General features: G+C 66.7%; 16 protein-coding genes and 2 pseudogenes. All 18 read left to right on the top strand.

Going from position 1 to position 15032, the window contains the following annotated elements:
- Nucleotides 1-583: 583 nt before the first annotated feature.
- The 18 genes and pseudogenes from REH59_RS23585 to REH59_RS23500 all read left to right on the top strand — a co-directional run bounded on the left by REH59_RS23585 (nt 584) and on the right by REH59_RS23500 (nt 15027).
- A complete protein-coding gene (locus REH59_RS23585; protein ID WP_013982118.1) occupies nt 584-820 on the top strand; it encodes a hypothetical protein in 237 nt (78 codons plus the stop codon).
- Nucleotides 821-845: 25 nt separating this feature from the next.
- Nucleotides 846-1238, top strand: coding sequence for a hypothetical protein (locus tag REH59_RS23580; protein WP_103455377.1), 393 nt, complete (start codon nt 846-848; stop codon nt 1236-1238).
- 250 nt (nt 1239-1488) lie between these two features.
- The gene (locus tag REH59_RS23575) at nt 1489-2202 is read left to right on the top strand and encodes an ABC transporter substrate-binding protein (RefSeq protein WP_103455379.1); all 714 of its coding nucleotides are present in this window, start codon (nt 1489-1491) and stop codon (nt 2200-2202) included.
- 289 nt (nt 2203-2491) lie between these two features.
- Nucleotides 2492-3289: a hypothetical protein gene (locus tag REH59_RS23570; protein ID WP_009401123.1), complete on the top strand. Its 798-nt coding sequence runs from the start codon at nt 2492-2494 to the stop codon at nt 3287-3289.
- Between the two features lie 65 nt (nt 3290-3354).
- Nucleotides 3355-3720, top strand: coding sequence for a DUF3085 domain-containing protein (locus REH59_RS23565; protein WP_009401122.1), 366 nt, complete (start codon nt 3355-3357; stop codon nt 3718-3720).
- A 343-nt stretch (nt 3721-4063) separates the two neighbouring features.
- Entirely contained in the window at nt 4064-4615 is a 552-nt protein-coding gene (locus REH59_RS23560; protein WP_320450362.1) for an STY4534 family ICE replication protein, read from the top strand.
- A gap of 55 nt (nt 4616-4670) precedes the next feature.
- The gene (locus tag REH59_RS23555) at nt 4671-5282 is read left to right on the top strand and encodes a DUF3275 family protein (protein ID WP_023083176.1); all 612 of its coding nucleotides are present in this window, start codon (nt 4671-4673) and stop codon (nt 5280-5282) included.
- An 89-nt stretch (nt 5283-5371) separates the two neighbouring features.
- Nucleotides 5372-5737 carry a hypothetical protein gene (locus REH59_RS23550; protein ID WP_320450361.1) on the top strand — a complete coding sequence of 122 codons (366 nt, stop codon included), beginning with the start codon at nt 5372-5374 and terminating at the stop codon, nt 5735-5737.
- Nucleotides 5738-5821: 84 nt separating this feature from the next.
- Nucleotides 5822-6472 carry a hypothetical protein gene (locus REH59_RS23545; protein ID WP_003141029.1) on the top strand — a complete coding sequence of 217 codons (651 nt, stop codon included), beginning with the start codon at nt 5822-5824 and terminating at the stop codon, nt 6470-6472.
- 65 nt (nt 6473-6537) lie between these two features.
- Nucleotides 6538-7647, top strand: coding sequence for a DUF6094 domain-containing protein (locus REH59_RS23540; RefSeq protein WP_320450360.1), 1110 nt, complete (start codon nt 6538-6540; stop codon nt 7645-7647).
- 101 nt (nt 7648-7748) lie between these two features.
- Nucleotides 7749-8053: pseudogene (locus REH59_RS23535) on the top strand (hypothetical protein).
- A 110-nt stretch (nt 8054-8163) separates the two neighbouring features.
- A complete protein-coding gene (locus REH59_RS23530; protein ID WP_064481757.1) occupies nt 8164-10437 on the top strand; it encodes a helicase-related protein in 2274 nt (757 codons plus the stop codon).
- A 171-nt stretch (nt 10438-10608) separates the two neighbouring features.
- Nucleotides 10609-11812, top strand: a pseudogene (locus tag REH59_RS23525) (ISL3 family transposase).
- Nucleotides 11813-11949: 137 nt separating this feature from the next.
- Nucleotides 11950-12519: a PilL N-terminal domain-containing protein gene (locus REH59_RS23520; RefSeq protein ID WP_064481758.1), complete on the top strand. Its 570-nt coding sequence runs from the start codon at nt 11950-11952 to the stop codon at nt 12517-12519.
- Nucleotides 12516-13163, top strand: a complete 648-nt coding sequence (locus tag REH59_RS23515) for a hypothetical protein (protein WP_064481759.1) — start codon at nt 12516-12518, stop codon at nt 13161-13163. The genes REH59_RS23520 and REH59_RS23515 overlap by 4 nt, the downstream gene beginning before the upstream one ends.
- Before the next feature lie 9 nt (nt 13164-13172).
- Nucleotides 13173-13892, top strand: a complete 720-nt coding sequence (locus REH59_RS23510) for a TIGR03759 family integrating conjugative element protein (protein WP_064481760.1) — start codon at nt 13173-13175, stop codon at nt 13890-13892.
- Nucleotides 13877-14497, top strand: a complete 621-nt coding sequence (locus REH59_RS23505; protein ID WP_064481761.1) for a transglycosylase SLT domain-containing protein — start codon at nt 13877-13879, stop codon at nt 14495-14497. The genes REH59_RS23510 and REH59_RS23505 overlap by 16 nt, the downstream gene beginning before the upstream one ends.
- The gene (locus REH59_RS23500) at nt 14494-15027 is read left to right on the top strand and encodes an integrating conjugative element protein (RefSeq protein ID WP_064481762.1); all 534 of its coding nucleotides are present in this window, start codon (nt 14494-14496) and stop codon (nt 15025-15027) included. Before REH59_RS23505 ends, REH59_RS23500 begins: the two co-directional genes overlap by 4 nt.
- The last annotated feature ends 5 nt before the right edge of the window (nt 15028-15032 follow it).

The raw sequence follows: 15032 nt of genomic DNA, 5'->3' as shown, positions 1-15032 counted from the left end.
CTCGGTCATGAGGGGCTTCCTGACGCCTTGCCGCCGCGCGAGCCGTGAGGAGGCCCCTTGGGCCGAGGGTATTCCGTGCCGGTGCCCGCCGGCGGAACAACGGGCTCCCTTTGTGTGTGGATGCACGCCAGAGGTTTCCGGCCCCAGCCACGAAACGGGCCGGGTGCGATTGCTGACGCAGCGAACGGCTTTGACGACGGCCCGCGCTGACGCAGCCCACAGGTGGTTTTCCTTCCTCTCCAGCCGAAGGCCCGCGTGGCCTTCGGCGCCCTGGTCCTTGCCTTGTCCCGTGACGCGGGCCCGCCCTAAAGCGGGCCGTCCGCGATTCGGTTTTCCCTGCGACGGCAGCCATGCTTCGCGCCCATCCTCACGCCATGCGTTGCTGACAGTCGTCAGCGGCATGCCCTGGCAGTCTCGGTCTTCAAGACTGCAACGCGGTTCGCCGCGTCGACCGATCCAGTCCGCTTCGCATCGCCCACCGCGGACGCTCGCCGGCCTGGCGACGATGCACTTTTCTCAACCACCCGAGGGGAACTCCATCCTCTACGGGATGCGTGCTCCTCGACCCACCAAGGAGCACGGCATGTCTGAACCTTCTGCATCTTCCTCTGCAACCGCAGTGCGCAGTGGTGCGCTGGCGCTGGCCTGGACCGGCAAGCGTTTGCCGCTACAGGTGCTGCGCAGCGCGGCCGGCCACTACATCGGCACGCAAGACGACGAGGGCCCGGTATCGCGGGAGTCCGTCGAGTATTTCCCGAACCACCTCGCAGCACAGCGCGCCCTGGATACCCATGCCTGGACACAGCGCGCTCACCCCTAATTCCCACCCTTCAAGGAGTTCTCTCATGAATCTGTCTTTACCCGAAGACGTGCTCGATCAGATGGCGCTGGAACAGGCGCACTTCGACGCTGCACCGCAGGCCTTCTTCGAGGCCTGGAAGCGCGGCGCGCAGATCGCCGGCCACGAGTGGTTCGGCGACGGCACACGCGAAGGTCTGCAGCATGCCACCACCAAGTGGGACCTGCGGCCCAACATGCTGATGCTCAACGACGCCCTGGGCGTGCTGAGCAGCGGTCAACGCATGTTCCTGTCCGCGATGGTGAGCTTCTACAACTCCCGCGAGGGCGGCGCGATGCTCAAGAGTTGCGGCTTCGAGGGGCTGTCCGACTTTGGCGGCCTCGATCTGGAACGGCGTCAGGTCATCGCTGACCTCACGTTGCACTACAACGGCTGGTGAACCGCGCCTGGCAACCCACCGTCATTTCATCCCACCCCACGAGGGACATGCGTCCCCGTTCGGGGCCATGTCCCTCCTTCCGTTCGCAGGAGCGGCCATGTCCCGAATCAGCATCTTCCACTGACCTGCGCCGCCCGCCACCAAGGTGGCCCGACGCCGCGGCCGGCTGACCGGCTGCCACTTCATCCACCCGCTGGGGTTCAATCCCCGGCAGGGGATTGCCTCGGGCATCCTCTGCTGGAAAAATCCCATGTCCCATTCCAACAACCCCTTCGTCCGCGGCTACGATGGCCTGTCCGTGCAGCGGCTGCTCGCCATTTCCTACGACGACGACTGCCCGCTGAGCTATCTGCCGCTGCACGTCTCGCAGTCGCACCTGCCGGACAGCCAGGTCGAGCGCCATGCCTGCATCTTCTGCGACGACTTCGCGCTGATCACCGAGGGCCAGAACGTGCCGCCCGAGCTGGACGCGCAGTGCCCCAGCCATGGCATCGCCCGAAACCTCGTCTACGCCGTCATGGCCGAAGAAGCCGGCCAACCGCTGCACGTCGCCGATACCTACTCCGAGGAGGCCGCGCGCGAGGTGGTGCGGCGCCTGCGCTTCGAGACCGGCTTCTACAGCCGTGCCTGGGAAATCAGCTCGGCGCACATCACCGAGGAGGCCGGCCGCTATCTGGCCAACCTGGCCGACATCGCCACGCCGAGCTGTTTTCTGTTCGTCGCCTTCCGCATCCCGTACAGCCCCGCGATCGGCGTGAAGTTGATCGCCACCCCCTGGACGGATGCGAACCTGCAGCATGTCGAGGGCATCACCGCCGAAGAGCTGCGGCAGGAGCACCGGGCCAAGGGCGTGCCGGAGTCCTTCGTGGAAGTGGTGCACCTGGCTGCGCTCGCTGACGTTCGCATGTTGGTGTTCGATGCCGACGCGCCCGTGCTGGACGGGCTGACGCTCTACGACGAGTAACCCGCAACCCATTCGAGCCCCACGTCGGGGCTCTTCTTTTTCGCGGAACGCGGTGCCGGCGCATTGCCGATTCCCAACGGACGGCCGCCGCCATGTGCCGCACGCTGGCCGCATGTTCGCTGGCGTTGCCGGCAGCATGCCCAGGCAGTCGAGACCTTCAAGACTGCGGCGCGGTTCGCCGTGCTGGTTGCTTCGTTCTCCGGGCGCACCCGCGTTCATCCACTTCACCCTCAAGGGACAGACCTCCCTTGCGGGCGGGAGTCCCTTGGTTGCCACAAGGAGTCTCCCCATGGATACCCAAGCCATTCGCGCACAGATGCCGACGCTCGTTGTCGGTCATGTGCCTTCCAACGTCCGTTCGTTCAAGTTCAACATCTTCGACGGCCAGCCCAAGGTTTCGACGCTGGGCTTTCACATCGACCCGAAGCCTTTCGAGGGCAAGGTCATCGCCACCACCGACGAGGCCATCGTCGTCAAGACGGGACGGGCCGAGTTCGCGGTGCTCGATCGCACGCTCGTGACCGAGGTGCCCGACGAGGGCGCCAAGGTGCAGGTCGAACCCTATGTCAGACGCCGCTTCGACGGTCAGCGGGCGGACACGCCCGAGGAGCAGACCGAGTTCACCGCCGACGGCCAGCCCTACACGGTGAAGCGGTTGGTGCTCGGGTCCGCACCGGCGAAGCTGCCGATTCCCGAGCCCCGCTGCCCCGAGTTGCGGGAACTGATCGACCAACTGGAGCAGTTGCCCGCTCCCGACGGTTTCCGGCGTATCACCCACATGCTGGTGGATGCCGGTGCGCGGGACATCACCTGGGTCGATCCGCTGCCCACCGACATCATCCGCACGCCACCGGCCATCGGCTTCACCGTCGACACGACGAAGTTCCAGGGTCGCGTCACCGTGCTGTATGAGCGTGGCCTCGACCTCTACGCGGTTGAGCTGCGCCGCGACGGCGAGCTGGTCGAACGGGTCGATGAGGTGTTCTTCGACACCCTCGGCGAGACGCTGGAACGGCTGATCGACGACGGGAGCTGGAGGCGCATCCGCGTGCAGTACCTGTCGGGTCGCAAGGCTGTCCGGCACTGACCTCCCAGCAGCTTCCCGCCTTCGCGGCGGGAAGCCTCTCTTCCTGCCTCCCTGGAGTCACACCCATGACTGTTCGATTCAAAGGCACGGAGCTGCGGCCCGTGCTCGCCGAAGCGGTTGCGAATCAGTGCCGCGTCGTCCTGGCCAAGGATCACGGCGTGCACTTCCTGGCCGAGCGCGGCGAGCGTCGACCCGATGGTCGCCAGAAGACCATCGCCTATGCCGCCGGCTGCAACCCGGATGTCGGTGCCTTCGACGACTGGTGGGAACTGGCGCGTGCCGAGTTCGGCGGCGACGACTTCGGCGAGTTCTTCGATCCGCAGGAGGGCGTGTTTGCGCGCATCCTGCGCAGCGAGGACGACCTCGACGTGTCCGCCACCGCGACACACCTGTCGCTGCAGGCGGTTCCTCCCACGCCCAGCGGTAACTGACCGCCCATCCCTGGCCCCCGCTCCGGGGGCCTCTTTCTTCCCGGCAATGCGGACAGCCGTGAGTGCCGATTGCCGCTCGCCTGCGCGCCGTCCTGGCGCCACGCTTCCGGCCATGTTCCGCTGACGTCCGTCAGCGACATGCCCAGGCAGCCACGATCTTCAAGGCTGCGATGCGGTTCCGACCGCGTTGATCACTCCAGTTCGCACCGGCATCCATGCGCGAACGGCCATCGGTTTTCGATGGCGATGCCACCAAGCTGTCCATCAACCCACGCGGGGGTTCCACACCTTCCCCGCCTTGGGTCGGGTGTGTCTCCGCCTCATTGTTCCCAGGAGATTCACCATGACCACTTCCAACGAAAAAACCTACTTCGATCTGCACATCGCCGGCCTCGGGTACCTCAATCGCATCCGCGAAGTGAAGCCCAAGAAAGGCGATGCGTTCCTGGCCTGCGACATCGCAGCCTTGAACGGTCCCAGCGACGACGTCTCGTATGTGCGTTTCGACACGCGCGTATCGGGATCGGAAGCGCAGCACCTGGTGCGCCGCTGCATTCAGGCGGTCGACGCCGAGAAGAAGGTGATGATCGGCTTCCGCCTGGGCGACCTGTGGACCGACACCTTCACCTACTCCAAGGGCAAGCGTGCCGGCGAACAGGGGGTGAGCCTCAAGGCCCGCCTGCTGTTCGTCAGTTGGATCAAGGTCGACGGCAAGCTCGTCTACAAGGCCGAACCCAAGCCGACCGAGACCGACGAGCGGGACCCGGAAGTCCCTGTGACGTCCGACGCGCCCGCCGCGCAGCAAGCCTCGGCACCGGAGCCTTCCAAGCCCGTCGCCGATGCTGCCGACGACGCTGCCGATGCCCCCGCATTGGCCGTTGCCGAGTCGTTCTGATCCGCAAGGCCCCATCCTCGGGGCCTTGTCCTCTCTTCGTCCGCAGGAGGCCTTCATGATCACCATCCCCGGCCAACTGGCCATCAAGACCATCCACGGCAGGAACGGCGACTTCAACGTCGGCCGCCTGGCGACCTCGATCGGCGAGTTCGTCGTGAAGAACGCCGAACTCGATCAATACCGCGAGGGCAAGTACGACGGTGATTTCGTCATCGTCGAGATTCGCCCATCCACGTACAACGCCAACGGCCGCATGGTCATCGAGATCCGCGCCCATCTGGGCGGGATGACGCTGTCCAACATCGACGCCCTGAGCCGCGACGAAGCCCGCCGGCTGAGTCCGCAGGAAGTCGATCCAATCGACGAGGAAGCGCAGGCGCCCGCGCCGGCAACGCCCCCGGCCAAGCCGAAGGCGAAGCCGCGTAGTCCGCGCGACCCCCTGGTCGATACCACGCCGTTCGGCAGCGAACCGGCTCCCGTGTCCGCTGCGGCCTCGGCCGAGGCAGACGACGCGGCGCTGTTCGGTGCCTTGTGGCCCCTGGGCGAGACCGTGAAGCTCGATGCGACCGTGGATCGTCGTGTGCTGCGTCAGCAGCGCGACCGTCTCGACAAGCTGGGCTACGAGTTCGCTCCGTTGTCCCAGGACTGGCACCTCAAAGCTGCCTGATCCATCCACCGCCTTGCGCGGCATTCCGCCACCCGCCGGGGTTCTCCCCCGACGGGGAGGGCTCCGGCCTGTTCTTCAAGGAGACCCTCATGGGCTGGACCTTCGTTCGTCAGACGCGCGATCAGGTGATCCTCGAGCTGCTCGCTCCGCAGGCATCCGAACGCGCTTGCTGCGAAGTCATCGACCACACGCTGGACGGCGACGTTCTGTGGACCGTGGTTCGCGTCACCGCCAGGCAGGCGGGCGTCATGGGCCTCGCGGCCGGTGAGTCCGTCTGCTACATCGGTTGCCATCTGCTGGAAAGCTCGGGCGGCGATTGGGGCTACAAGTCCCTCGATGAGTCCGTGCATCCGTACTACTACTCGTGCCCGCTGCGCTATCTCGACATGGCGCCGGTGCAAAGCCCCGAGTGGCGCGAGCGGGTTCACCGCTTCCACGCGGGCCGCGCTGTCTAGCGGAACGCATCTTCCTTCACCCAACCGGGGCGAGCATGGCCCCGCGGGCTGTGGTTGCTCCTTCATTTCCAAGAGGACATCACCATGCCTGCACCTTCTTCCGCGAAACCGCTGTACCGCATCGACGAATGCCCCGACCTCATGGCCGACGGTTGCGTCGGTGACGAGCAGGGCAATCTCGTCTTTCTCTCGATCTGGGCGCGCGACACCGCCGTTCAGGAGTTCCTCGCCCGCCTGACCCTCGGCCGGGATGAACAGGGACTGGATCAGTTCCACGTCATCACCGAGCAGGGCGCATCCATCCCGGTCTTCGTCGGCAATGTCGAGAACCTGGAAAAGCGCATCACCCGCGCCTATCGGCGAACGCTGTTCGGTTCGCTGACGAATGTGTGGCTGTTCGATCGTCGCTGCGTGAAGCCAGACAAGGCCAACGCCAGCGCGCTGGCGCTTCTGCCCAGGGATTCCGCTCACCGGCTCGACCGGCTGTGGACGCTGGTGCAGGACACCTGCCCGCTGCCACTGCTCGACCACTGGCGCGACACCGTGCTGGAGCTGTTGCAGACACGGCGGATGCTGACCGGTCTTCCCTTGGCCCTCGGGCCGCTGGAAGGCCATCGGCTGGCCCTCGATGTCCCGGCGCTGACGAAGGCGTTGGGCGAGCTGATCCGCAACGGCACCCTCGGCGCCACGCAGTACGAACTGGCCGCGAACGCACCGCTTCGGCGTGTGGCGTGAGCCATCCCCACGGGCATGCGCGCCGCGCGTGCCCGCCTTCCCTCATCCATCACCAGGAGAAATCCATGGCACTCATGTTTCCGCGCCTGGCGCGCAATTTCATTCGTAACGGCTACTTCCCCACCGACGAGCCGACGCTGGAGCGGGCCTTGTCCGCACTGGCGCCGTCTCCCGGCTCCATGTCCATCCTCGATCCCTGCGCCGGCGAAGGCGTGGCGATTGCCGAAGCCGCCCACGCCCTCGGGCGCGAGCAGGTCCAGGCCTTCGTCGTCGAGTACGACGCCGAGCGTGCCCGCCACGCACGGCAACTGGTCGATCGCTGCATCCACGGTGACCTGATGGACACGCTGATCTCGCGCCAGTCCTTCGGGCTGCTGTGGCTGAACCCGCCGTATGGCGACCTGAGCAAGGACGTGAACGGCAACATCGGCTATCAGGGCCAGGGCCGTGCGCGGCTGGAAAAGCTTTTCTATCAGCGTGCGCTGCCGCTGATGCAGTACGGCGGCGTGTTGATCTTCATCGTGCCGTCCTACGTGCTCGACGCCGAGCTGGTCGGATGGCTGACGCGCCACTTCGCCGACCTGCGTATCTACCGTGCGGTGGAGACGCAGTTCAAGCAGGTGGTGATCTTCGGTCGCAGGATTCGTCAACGCGACCAGGCATCGGAGTCGGTCAAGGCCGTGCGCGGTCTGCTGCTGCAGATCGGACAGGGTGACGCCGAAGCCGAGGAACTGCCGCTCGAATGGCCGTTCCTGCCGTACACCGTCCCTGCCAGCCCGGCCGAGCCGGAGCACTTCTATCGCGTGACGATGGAGCCCGAGCAGTTCGCCGATGAAGTCGGCCGGCTACAAGGACCCTGGCCGGCGCTCGATATGCACCTGGGCGCCGCGCAGCAATCGCTGCGTCCGCCCGCGCGGGCCTTGTCGCACTGGCATCTCGCCCTGGCTTTGGCCGCAGGCGCGATCTCCGGCGTAGTGAAGTCCAAGAGCGGGCGCGTGCTCGTCGTCAAAGGTGATACCCACAAGGAGAAGACCCTCCAGACGGAATACACCGAACGCGACGATGGCTCCGTGGCCGAGACGCGCATCCTCACCGACAAGTTCGTGCCGGTCATTCGTGCATGGGACTTGACGCTGGGCTCGCCCACGTGGGGCGAAGTGCTGACCATCCGCTGATCCCTGTTCCCTGACGGTTCGCCGTCGCTTTCATCCACCCACCGGGGTCACGTTGCCCCGATGGGGTGCCGTGGCCCCTTCTTCCAGAAGGAGAAACCACCATGGCACTCGCAATCCTCAACCTCGCGTCACAAGCACGCTTTTCGCCCGGGCAGGTGGTCATGACGCCGGCGTCGACGAGCTGGTCCGACAGGGCCGGCTCAACCCCACGCCGTACCTGCGCCGCCATCTTCATGGCGACTGGGGCGACCTGAGCGACGACGATCGGCGATTGAACGACGCTGCGCTGCAATCCGGTGAGGATCGTCTGTTTTCGTCCTACCAGGTCACGCGCGACCTGAAGCTTTGGATCATCACCGAATGGGATCGCAGCGTCACCACGCTGCTGTTGCCCAGCGAATACTGATCCGCATCCAGCGGCACCTACACGTTTCTTTGCCGCATCTTTCTTCCCCCCCAGGGGCATGTCACCGCCCCGTGGGGGAGGTGCATGCCCCATCTCCTTGGAGCATCACCATGTCCCTCGATCTCGAAACCGTTCCCGAAACCGCTGCGCAGGGCGACCTGCTCGAAGCGGCCGCTTCACCCCTCACGCTCAGCCTGCAGGACTTCGTATCGGAGTTCGGCGACGAACTGCTCGATTCGCTCAACCGCGCCAATCCTCCGGTCTACACCGGCCAGGTGCGGGTGCATCGGCAACTGATCCTCGCCGCGCTGAAGCGCAAGCTGTTCCCGGCGCAAGCCGATGTGGTCCACGCCGTCACCGAGCTGTTGGTCGATCGCGGCGAACGTGCCGCGATCGTCAATGGCGAGATGGGCTGCGGCAAGACGACAGTGGGTATTGCCACTGCCGCCGTGCTCAACGCCGAAGGCTACCGCCGTACCCTGGTGCTCTCGCCACCCCACCTGGTCTACAAGTGGCGGCGCGAGATCCAGGAGACGGTGGCCGGTGCCAAGGTCTGGGTGCTCAACGGCCCGGACACGCTGGTCAAGCTGCTGAAACTGCGCGAGCAATTGGACGTGCCGGCGCAGGGCCAGGAGTTCTTCGTCCTGGGCCGAGTGCGGATGCGGATGGGGTTCCACTGGAAACCTGTCTTCGTTCGACGGCGCACGCCTCACGGCGACGTGGGGGCCTGCCCGGATTGCGGGCATGTCATCACCGATCTCGACGGCGAGCCGATCAACCCGGTCGAACTCGAAGCCGAAGAGTCCCGCCGCAAGTGCAGCCACTGCCGTGCACCGCTGTGGTCCTTGATCCGTCCCAGAGGCCTGTCCGCCAGCGACCAGTCCTCGACCGTGCTCAAGGCACTGAAGCGTATTCCAACCATCGGGGAAGTCACCGCGCAGAAGCTGATGCAGAAGTTCGGTGACGCCTTCCTCGCGTCGATGCTCGGGGACAACGTCCACGAGTTCATCAACCTGATGGACGACCGCGGCGAGTTGGTCTTCTCGGATCGGCAAGCCCACCGGATGGAACGCGCGATGGCCAACATGGAGTTCGGCTTCGGCGAGGGCGGCTACCAGCCGTCCGAGTTCATCAAGAGGCAGCTTCCCCAAGGCACGTTCGACCTGCTCATCGCCGACGAGGCGCACGAGTACAAGAACGGCGGCTCCGCTCAGGGCCAGGCAATGGGGGTGTTGGCGGCCAAGGCGCGCAAGACGCTGCTGCTCACCGGCACACTGATGGGCGGCTACGGCGACGACCTGTTCCACCTGCTGTTCCGAGCCCTGCCAGGGCGGATGATCGAAGACGGCTACCGGCCGACGAAGAACGGCAGCATGACCTCGGCCGCGATGGCGTTCATGCGCGATCACGGCGTGCTCAAGGATATCTATTCCGAGAGCACGGGCACGGCGCACAAGACGGCCAAGGGCACCAAGGTATCGGTGCGCACGGTCAAGGCGCCGGGCTTCGGTCCCAAGGGTGTGCTGCGTTGCGTCCTGCCGTTCACGGTCTTCCTCAAGTTGAAGGACATCGGTGGCAACGTGTTGCCGCCCTACGACGAGGAGTTCCGCGAAGTCGCGATGGACACGGCGCAAGCCGCGGCCTACCGCGATCTGGCGGATCGGCTGACCCAGGAGCTGAAGCAGGCCCTGGCGAAGCGCGACACGACGCTGCTCGGTGTGGTCCTCAACGTGCTGCTGGCCTGGCCGGACTGCTGCTTCCGGTCGGAAACGGTGGTGCATCCGCGCACGCGCAACACCTTGGCGTTCGTGCCGGCTCAGTTCAACGAGCTGGAGGTGATGCCCAAGGAACGCGAGCTGATCGAGATCTGCAAGCAGGAGAAGGCAGAAGGTCGCAAGACCCTGGTCTATTCGGTCTACACCGGCACGCGCGACACCGCATCGCGCCTGAAGGTGCTGCTGGAGCAGGAGGGCTTCAAGGTGGCGGTACTGCGCGCGAGCGTGGATGCCTCCCGCCGGGAAGACTGGATCGCCGAGCAGTTGGACCGTGGCATCGACGTGCTCATCACCAATCCCGAGCTGGTGAAAACCGGCCTGGACCTGCTGGAGTTCCCGACCATCGTGTTCCTCCAGTCCGGCTACAACGTGTATTCGTTGCAGCAGGCCGCCCGGCGCTCCTGGCGCATCGGCCAGAAGCAGCCGGTGCGCGTGATCTACCTCGGCTACGCCAACTCCTCGCAGATGACCTGCCTGGGGTTGATGGCCCGGAAGATCATGGTGTCGCAAAGCACGTCGGGAGACGTACCCGAGTCGGGCCTGGATGTTCTGAACCAGGATGGTGATTCCGTCGAGGTCGCACTGGCCCGGCAGCTTGTCACGGTCTGATCCATGCGCCCATGCCGGTGGCCCCTCGGGGTCGCCGGCTTCTTTCCACGGCCCTTCGGGGCCGTTTTTCTTGGTTCTTCGCAGACTCTGGGGGAAGAGCGAGTTGACAGTCAGGGAAGCAGGTAAATTGGCAGTCGCCAAACACACCCTTCACCTGTCCCTGCTGTCGCCGTGCATCCTATTGATCTTGCCGCTTTCTGGCCAGGCTATGACGCCGTTGCCTGCCGCCCATCCGCCAACAACTTCCTTCTGGATTGAACTCGAGCCTCAAGCCGGTTCAGTGCCCAAATGCGGGCGTTGTGGTCAGCTCAGCCCGTTGATTCACGAGCGCCGGATTCGTCTGGTGAGTGATCGTGATCTGTTCGATCAGCGCGTCCTGCTTCAACTTCCAGTGCGCCGAGTCGATTGCCTGAACTGTGGTCGGGTGACCGAGCGGATCGACTGGCTGGAGCCTGCATCTCGCCTAACCCAGCGGTTACGGGTCTGGCTCGAAAGCTTGCTGCGGCTGCTGCCGATCAGCCACGTCAGCCAGCTCACCGGCCTGCACTGGCACACCCTCAAGACGCTCGATAAACGACGCCTGCAAGCCGAGGTAGGCACCTTCGATTCACATGGTGTCCGCCGCCTGGTGATGGACGAGTTCGCCCTGCACAAGGGGCATCGCTATGCCACGGTCATCATGGATGCCGAGCGAACACGGGTGCTGTGGGTCGGCCACGGCAACAGCCGTGAATCGATCCGCCCGTTCTTTGAATTGCTCGGCGAGCATTGCCAACAGATCGGGGCGGTGGCTATGGACATGAACACGGCTTTTGACCTGGAGGTGAAAAAGCATTGCCCGCAGGCCGAAGTGGTGTACGACTCGTTTCACGTCGTCGCGCGCTACGGGCGGGATGTGATCGACCGTATCCGGGTCGACCAGGCCAACCTTCTGCGCGAAGACAAGCTGGCACGAAAGGCGGTCAAGCAGAGTCGTTGGCTGCTGCTGCGCAATCGCGACAACCTGAAGGCCGGACAGGCCGTGCAGTTACAGGAACTGCTCGCTGCCAACCAGCCGCTGGCTACGGTCTATGTGCTCAAGGATGCGCTGAAGGATGTCTGGTACGCCCCCAGCGTACGAGAGGGTTGGCGGCGCTGGCGAACCTGGCTGCGGCATGCTCGCGAGAGCGGCCTCGCGCCACTGCAACGCTTTGCTCGCAACCTGCGCAAATACGCCCGAGGCATCCTTGCCAGTGCCCACTTCCACATGCATACCAGCATACTTGAGGGGGTTAACAACCGCATCAAGGTGATCAAGCGCATGGCCTATGGTTTCCGGGACTCGGAATACTTCTTTCTGAAAATCAAGGCTGCCTTCCCCGGGAAAGCGCGATGAACCTTTTTCTTGGGCGTATGACAGTCCATGGCGCTGCCCAGCCATGTATTCGGGCGGGCGTCAGTGCGTTTTGTTTGCTGCCCACAGGCCAAGCGGCGGCGATGGTGAGCGCTCCGTGTTCCAGGGAAGCGCCCTCCATGCAACCATCCATCCGCGCTGTTCACCGCCTGGCCCTCGCCGCTGGCTTGCTGGCCGGCAGCCTGTTGGCCGCCGGCTGCGCCACGACCGCCGCGTCGTCTGCGCCAGCGGTGCCGGCCGCATCGCCAACCGCCGTCGCGCCGGAGCCGGGTTTCGTTCCGGTGGCCCGCTACGGCCGCTACACCCTGGTCGAGCTGGTGCCGGAACCTGCGCAGCGTGATCTCTTGCAGCAGGCGGTAGAGGTCTCGATTCCGCCCATGCTCGATGCCAGCGTGGGCGATGCCATGCGCCATGTGCTCCTGCGCTCGGGCTACCGGCTCTGCGATGCGGTCGAAGCCGCCACGCTCTACGCGCTGCCGCTGCCTGCCGCACACCTGCGCCTGGGCCCGCTGATGCTGCGCGATGCCTTGCTGACCCTTGCCGGCCCCGCCTGGGAGCTGTCGGTCGATGACTTGACCCGCCAGGTCTGCTTCAGCCAGCACGGTGCTTCCACCTTCCTTTCCGCCAACCCGCCCGGCACCGCCACGCCCGTGCCGGACGCCGACCGGCCCGAGGAGCTGCAGCCATGACCTTTCCCCAAGCGCCATCCGAGCGCAATTCCCGCACGCGCTGGCTCAAGGTCGCCGCGGCCTTCTGGCTGCTGCTCATCAGTGCCGTGGCACTCATCAACAGCGTCGGTCTGTCGCGGCTCGCCGAACAGACCCAGAGCAGCGCACAGGATGCGCAGGTCAACGCGCTGGGCCTGCGCGTGGCCGATCTCGAACGACAGGCCGATGCGGACAAGCGCCGGCCGGTGCCGATCAGCCAGGCAGAATTCGCCACCGCGCGGCAGGCGCTGGACGAGCGGATGGCGCGCCTCGAAGAGGCCGATGAGAGGAGGGCCCTGGCCGTCGACCTGCAGACGCTGCAGGCGCGCGTGAACGGAATCGAGACCCGCCTGGAGAGGTCCCGGCAGGTGGCATCCGCCGCTCGCCCGCGCGCTCCGGTTGCGACGAAGCCCAAGGTGCCGGAGCCGCCGTTCCGGGTGCTCGGCGTGGAGCTGCGTGGAGGCGAGCGCTTTCTGTCGATCACCTCCACCGCCGCGGTCTCGCTCGCGGGCGCCCGGCTGCTGCGCGAGGGCGATGCCGAGGGCGGCTGGCAACTGCAGTCCATCGAGGCGCAGGCGGGCGTGTTCCAGGTGAACGGCCAGACGCAGCGCGTCGCGGTGCCGTAGGAGGTCGCCATGATCTTGCGGCCGTTGCTCGCCGCCGTCGTCCTGTTCGCCGCTTTCGGCGCATCCGCCCAGCCGGCCCCGGTGACGAACTCCCGCATGGTGCCCGCCCAGGTGCAGCCGGGTGCGGATGCCGCGCTCGACGAGCGCCTGGCGCGCGATTGGGGATTGCAGCCCGAGGAATGGGCGCGTTACCGCCAATTGATGCAGGGGCCGCTGGGTGTGTATTCGCCCAACCTCGATCCGCTCACGGCCCTGGGCATCGAAGCGCGCACGGACGCGGAACGACGCCGCTACGCCGAGCTGCAGGTGCAGGCCGAGGCCCGGCGCGTCGGCAAGACGCTGGCCTACCAGCGGGCCTACGACGCGGCGTGGCAGCGCCTGTTTCCCGGCCAGCCGCGCGTGAGCCTGCCCGGCGCCGAGGCGCAGGGTGCCGGCAACAGCGGCTCCGGGCGCCTGGCGGTCTTCGTCAAGGCCGACTGCGCACCGTGCGCGCAGCGCGTGCAGCAGTTGCAGGCGGCCGGCACGGCCTTCGACATCTACATGGTCGGCAGCCGCCAGGACGACGCGCGCATCCGCCAGTGGGCCAGCCGGGCGGGCATCGAGCCGGCCAGGGTGCGCGCCCGCACCATCACGCTCAACCACGACGCGGGGCGCTGGCTGTCGCTCGGCCTGCCCGGCGATCTGCCGGCCGTGGTGCGCGAGGTGAACGGCCAATGGCAGCGGCAATAGGTACTCCGGGCGGGGGGCGTCGGCCGTCCCGCGTCGCCATCCGCTGCGCCAGCGCCGTGCTGCTGCTCGCCACCGGCGGCTGGCCGTTGGTCGCCCTGGCGCGGGAAGTGCCGCCGCCGGCCTATCGACTGGCGGCGCATCGCGCAGACGTGCCGGCGGCGGTGCTGTACGCGGTGGCCTTGCAGGAGAGCGGCGCCACGCTGCGCGGGCGCCTGATCCCCTGGCCCTGGACGCTCAACGTCGCCGGCACGCCGCAGCGCTACGCCACCCGCGCCGCGGCCTGCGCGGGGCTGCGCCGAGCGCTCGCCCGCACGCCGGCCAATCGCATCGACGCCGGCCTCGGCCAGGTCAATCTCGGCTACCACGCGCATCGCTACACGCAGCCCTGCGAGCTGCTGGACCCGTACCGCAACCTCGCCATCGCCGCGGAAATCCTGCGCGAACGGCACACGCCGGGCGAGGACTGGCTGCTCGCCATCGGCCGCTACCACCGGCCCGCCGGCGGGGCACCCGCGGCGCGCTACCGGCGCAGCGTGCATCGGCACCTGACCCGCGTGCTCGGCCCCGGCGTTCCCGTTACAACCTTCCGGGCCGCCACGCCATGAACCCCATCGCCCTCATCGCCGCCATCGGGCTGCTGTCCACGACCAGCGTCCTCGCCCAGACCGCCGCCGCGCCGCTGATCGTGGTCGAAGACCGTGGCGGCGCGTCCGCGCTGCCGTACTACCAGTCGTTGAATCCTCAGCCGGACCAGGCCACGCCGCCGGCCCCGATGCCAGCCCCGCGCGTGGGCAACGCGGCCGACGCCGAGGCCGCGATGCTGCCGGTGCGCTCGACGCAACTGTCGCCGGGCGACGTGCAGCGCCGCGTCATCCGGGCGCCGGGCCTGACGCCGCTGTTCCTGATCGGCGACGACGAGCGGTCGCGTGCCTGGCTGCGGCAGCGGCAGGCGGCGCTGCGCGAGCTGCAGGCCGTGGGCCTGGTGGTCAACGTGGAGTCGATGGCCGCGCTGACGGCGCTGCGCAGGCTTGCTCCCGGCCTGACCCTCTCGCCGGCCTCCGGCGACGACCTGGCCCAGCGCCTGGGCCTGCGCCACTACCCGGTGCTCATCACGTCCACCGGCATCGAGCAGTAGGTGCG

Origin of the sequence: Pseudomonas sp. BO3-4, from assembly GCF_034044115.1 — a bacterium.
In the GTDB taxonomy this organism is placed as follows: Bacteria; Pseudomonadota; Gammaproteobacteria; order Pseudomonadales; family Pseudomonadaceae; genus Aquipseudomonas; species Aquipseudomonas alloputida.
Note: the sequence above shows the minus strand (reverse complement) of the source record. Positions and strands in the feature narration are given on the sequence as shown.

What these genes read in the sequence shown, in the direction of transcription:
- REH59_RS23570 (WP_009401123.1), top strand. Translation starts at nt 2,492, where the DNA reads ATGGATACCCAAGCCATTCGCGCACAGATGCCGACGCTCGTTGTCGGT.
- REH59_RS23500 (WP_064481762.1), top strand. Translation starts at nt 14,494, where the DNA reads ATGAACCCCATCGCCCTCATCGCCGCCATCGGGCTGCTGTCCACGACC.
- REH59_RS23540 (WP_320450360.1), top strand. Translation starts at nt 6,538, where the DNA reads ATGGCACTCATGTTTCCGCGCCTGGCGCGCAATTTCATTCGTAACGGC.
- REH59_RS23520 (WP_064481758.1), top strand. Translation starts at nt 11,950, where the DNA reads ATGCAACCATCCATCCGCGCTGTTCACCGCCTGGCCCTCGCCGCTGGC.
- REH59_RS23505 (WP_064481761.1), top strand. Translation starts at nt 13,877, where the DNA reads ATGGCAGCGGCAATAGGTACTCCGGGCGGGGGGCGTCGGCCGTCCCGC.
- REH59_RS23515 (WP_064481759.1), top strand. Translation starts at nt 12,516, where the DNA reads ATGACCTTTCCCCAAGCGCCATCCGAGCGCAATTCCCGCACGCGCTGG.
- REH59_RS23510 (WP_064481760.1), top strand. Translation starts at nt 13,173, where the DNA reads ATGATCTTGCGGCCGTTGCTCGCCGCCGTCGTCCTGTTCGCCGCTTTC.
- REH59_RS23530 (WP_064481757.1), top strand. Translation starts at nt 8,164, where the DNA reads ATGTCCCTCGATCTCGAAACCGTTCCCGAAACCGCTGCGCAGGGCGAC.
- REH59_RS23560 (WP_320450362.1), top strand. Translation starts at nt 4,064, where the DNA reads ATGACCACTTCCAACGAAAAAACCTACTTCGATCTGCACATCGCCGGC.
- REH59_RS23545 (WP_003141029.1), top strand. Translation starts at nt 5,822, where the DNA reads ATGCCTGCACCTTCTTCCGCGAAACCGCTGTACCGCATCGACGAATGC.
- REH59_RS23580 (WP_103455377.1), top strand. Translation starts at nt 846, where the DNA reads ATGAATCTGTCTTTACCCGAAGACGTGCTCGATCAGATGGCGCTGGAA.
- REH59_RS23555 (WP_023083176.1), top strand. Translation starts at nt 4,671, where the DNA reads ATGATCACCATCCCCGGCCAACTGGCCATCAAGACCATCCACGGCAGG.
- REH59_RS23585 (WP_013982118.1), top strand. Translation starts at nt 584, where the DNA reads ATGTCTGAACCTTCTGCATCTTCCTCTGCAACCGCAGTGCGCAGTGGT.
- REH59_RS23575 (WP_103455379.1), top strand. Translation starts at nt 1,489, where the DNA reads ATGTCCCATTCCAACAACCCCTTCGTCCGCGGCTACGATGGCCTGTCC.
- REH59_RS23565 (WP_009401122.1), top strand. Translation starts at nt 3,355, where the DNA reads ATGACTGTTCGATTCAAAGGCACGGAGCTGCGGCCCGTGCTCGCCGAA.
- REH59_RS23550 (WP_320450361.1), top strand. Translation starts at nt 5,372, where the DNA reads ATGGGCTGGACCTTCGTTCGTCAGACGCGCGATCAGGTGATCCTCGAG.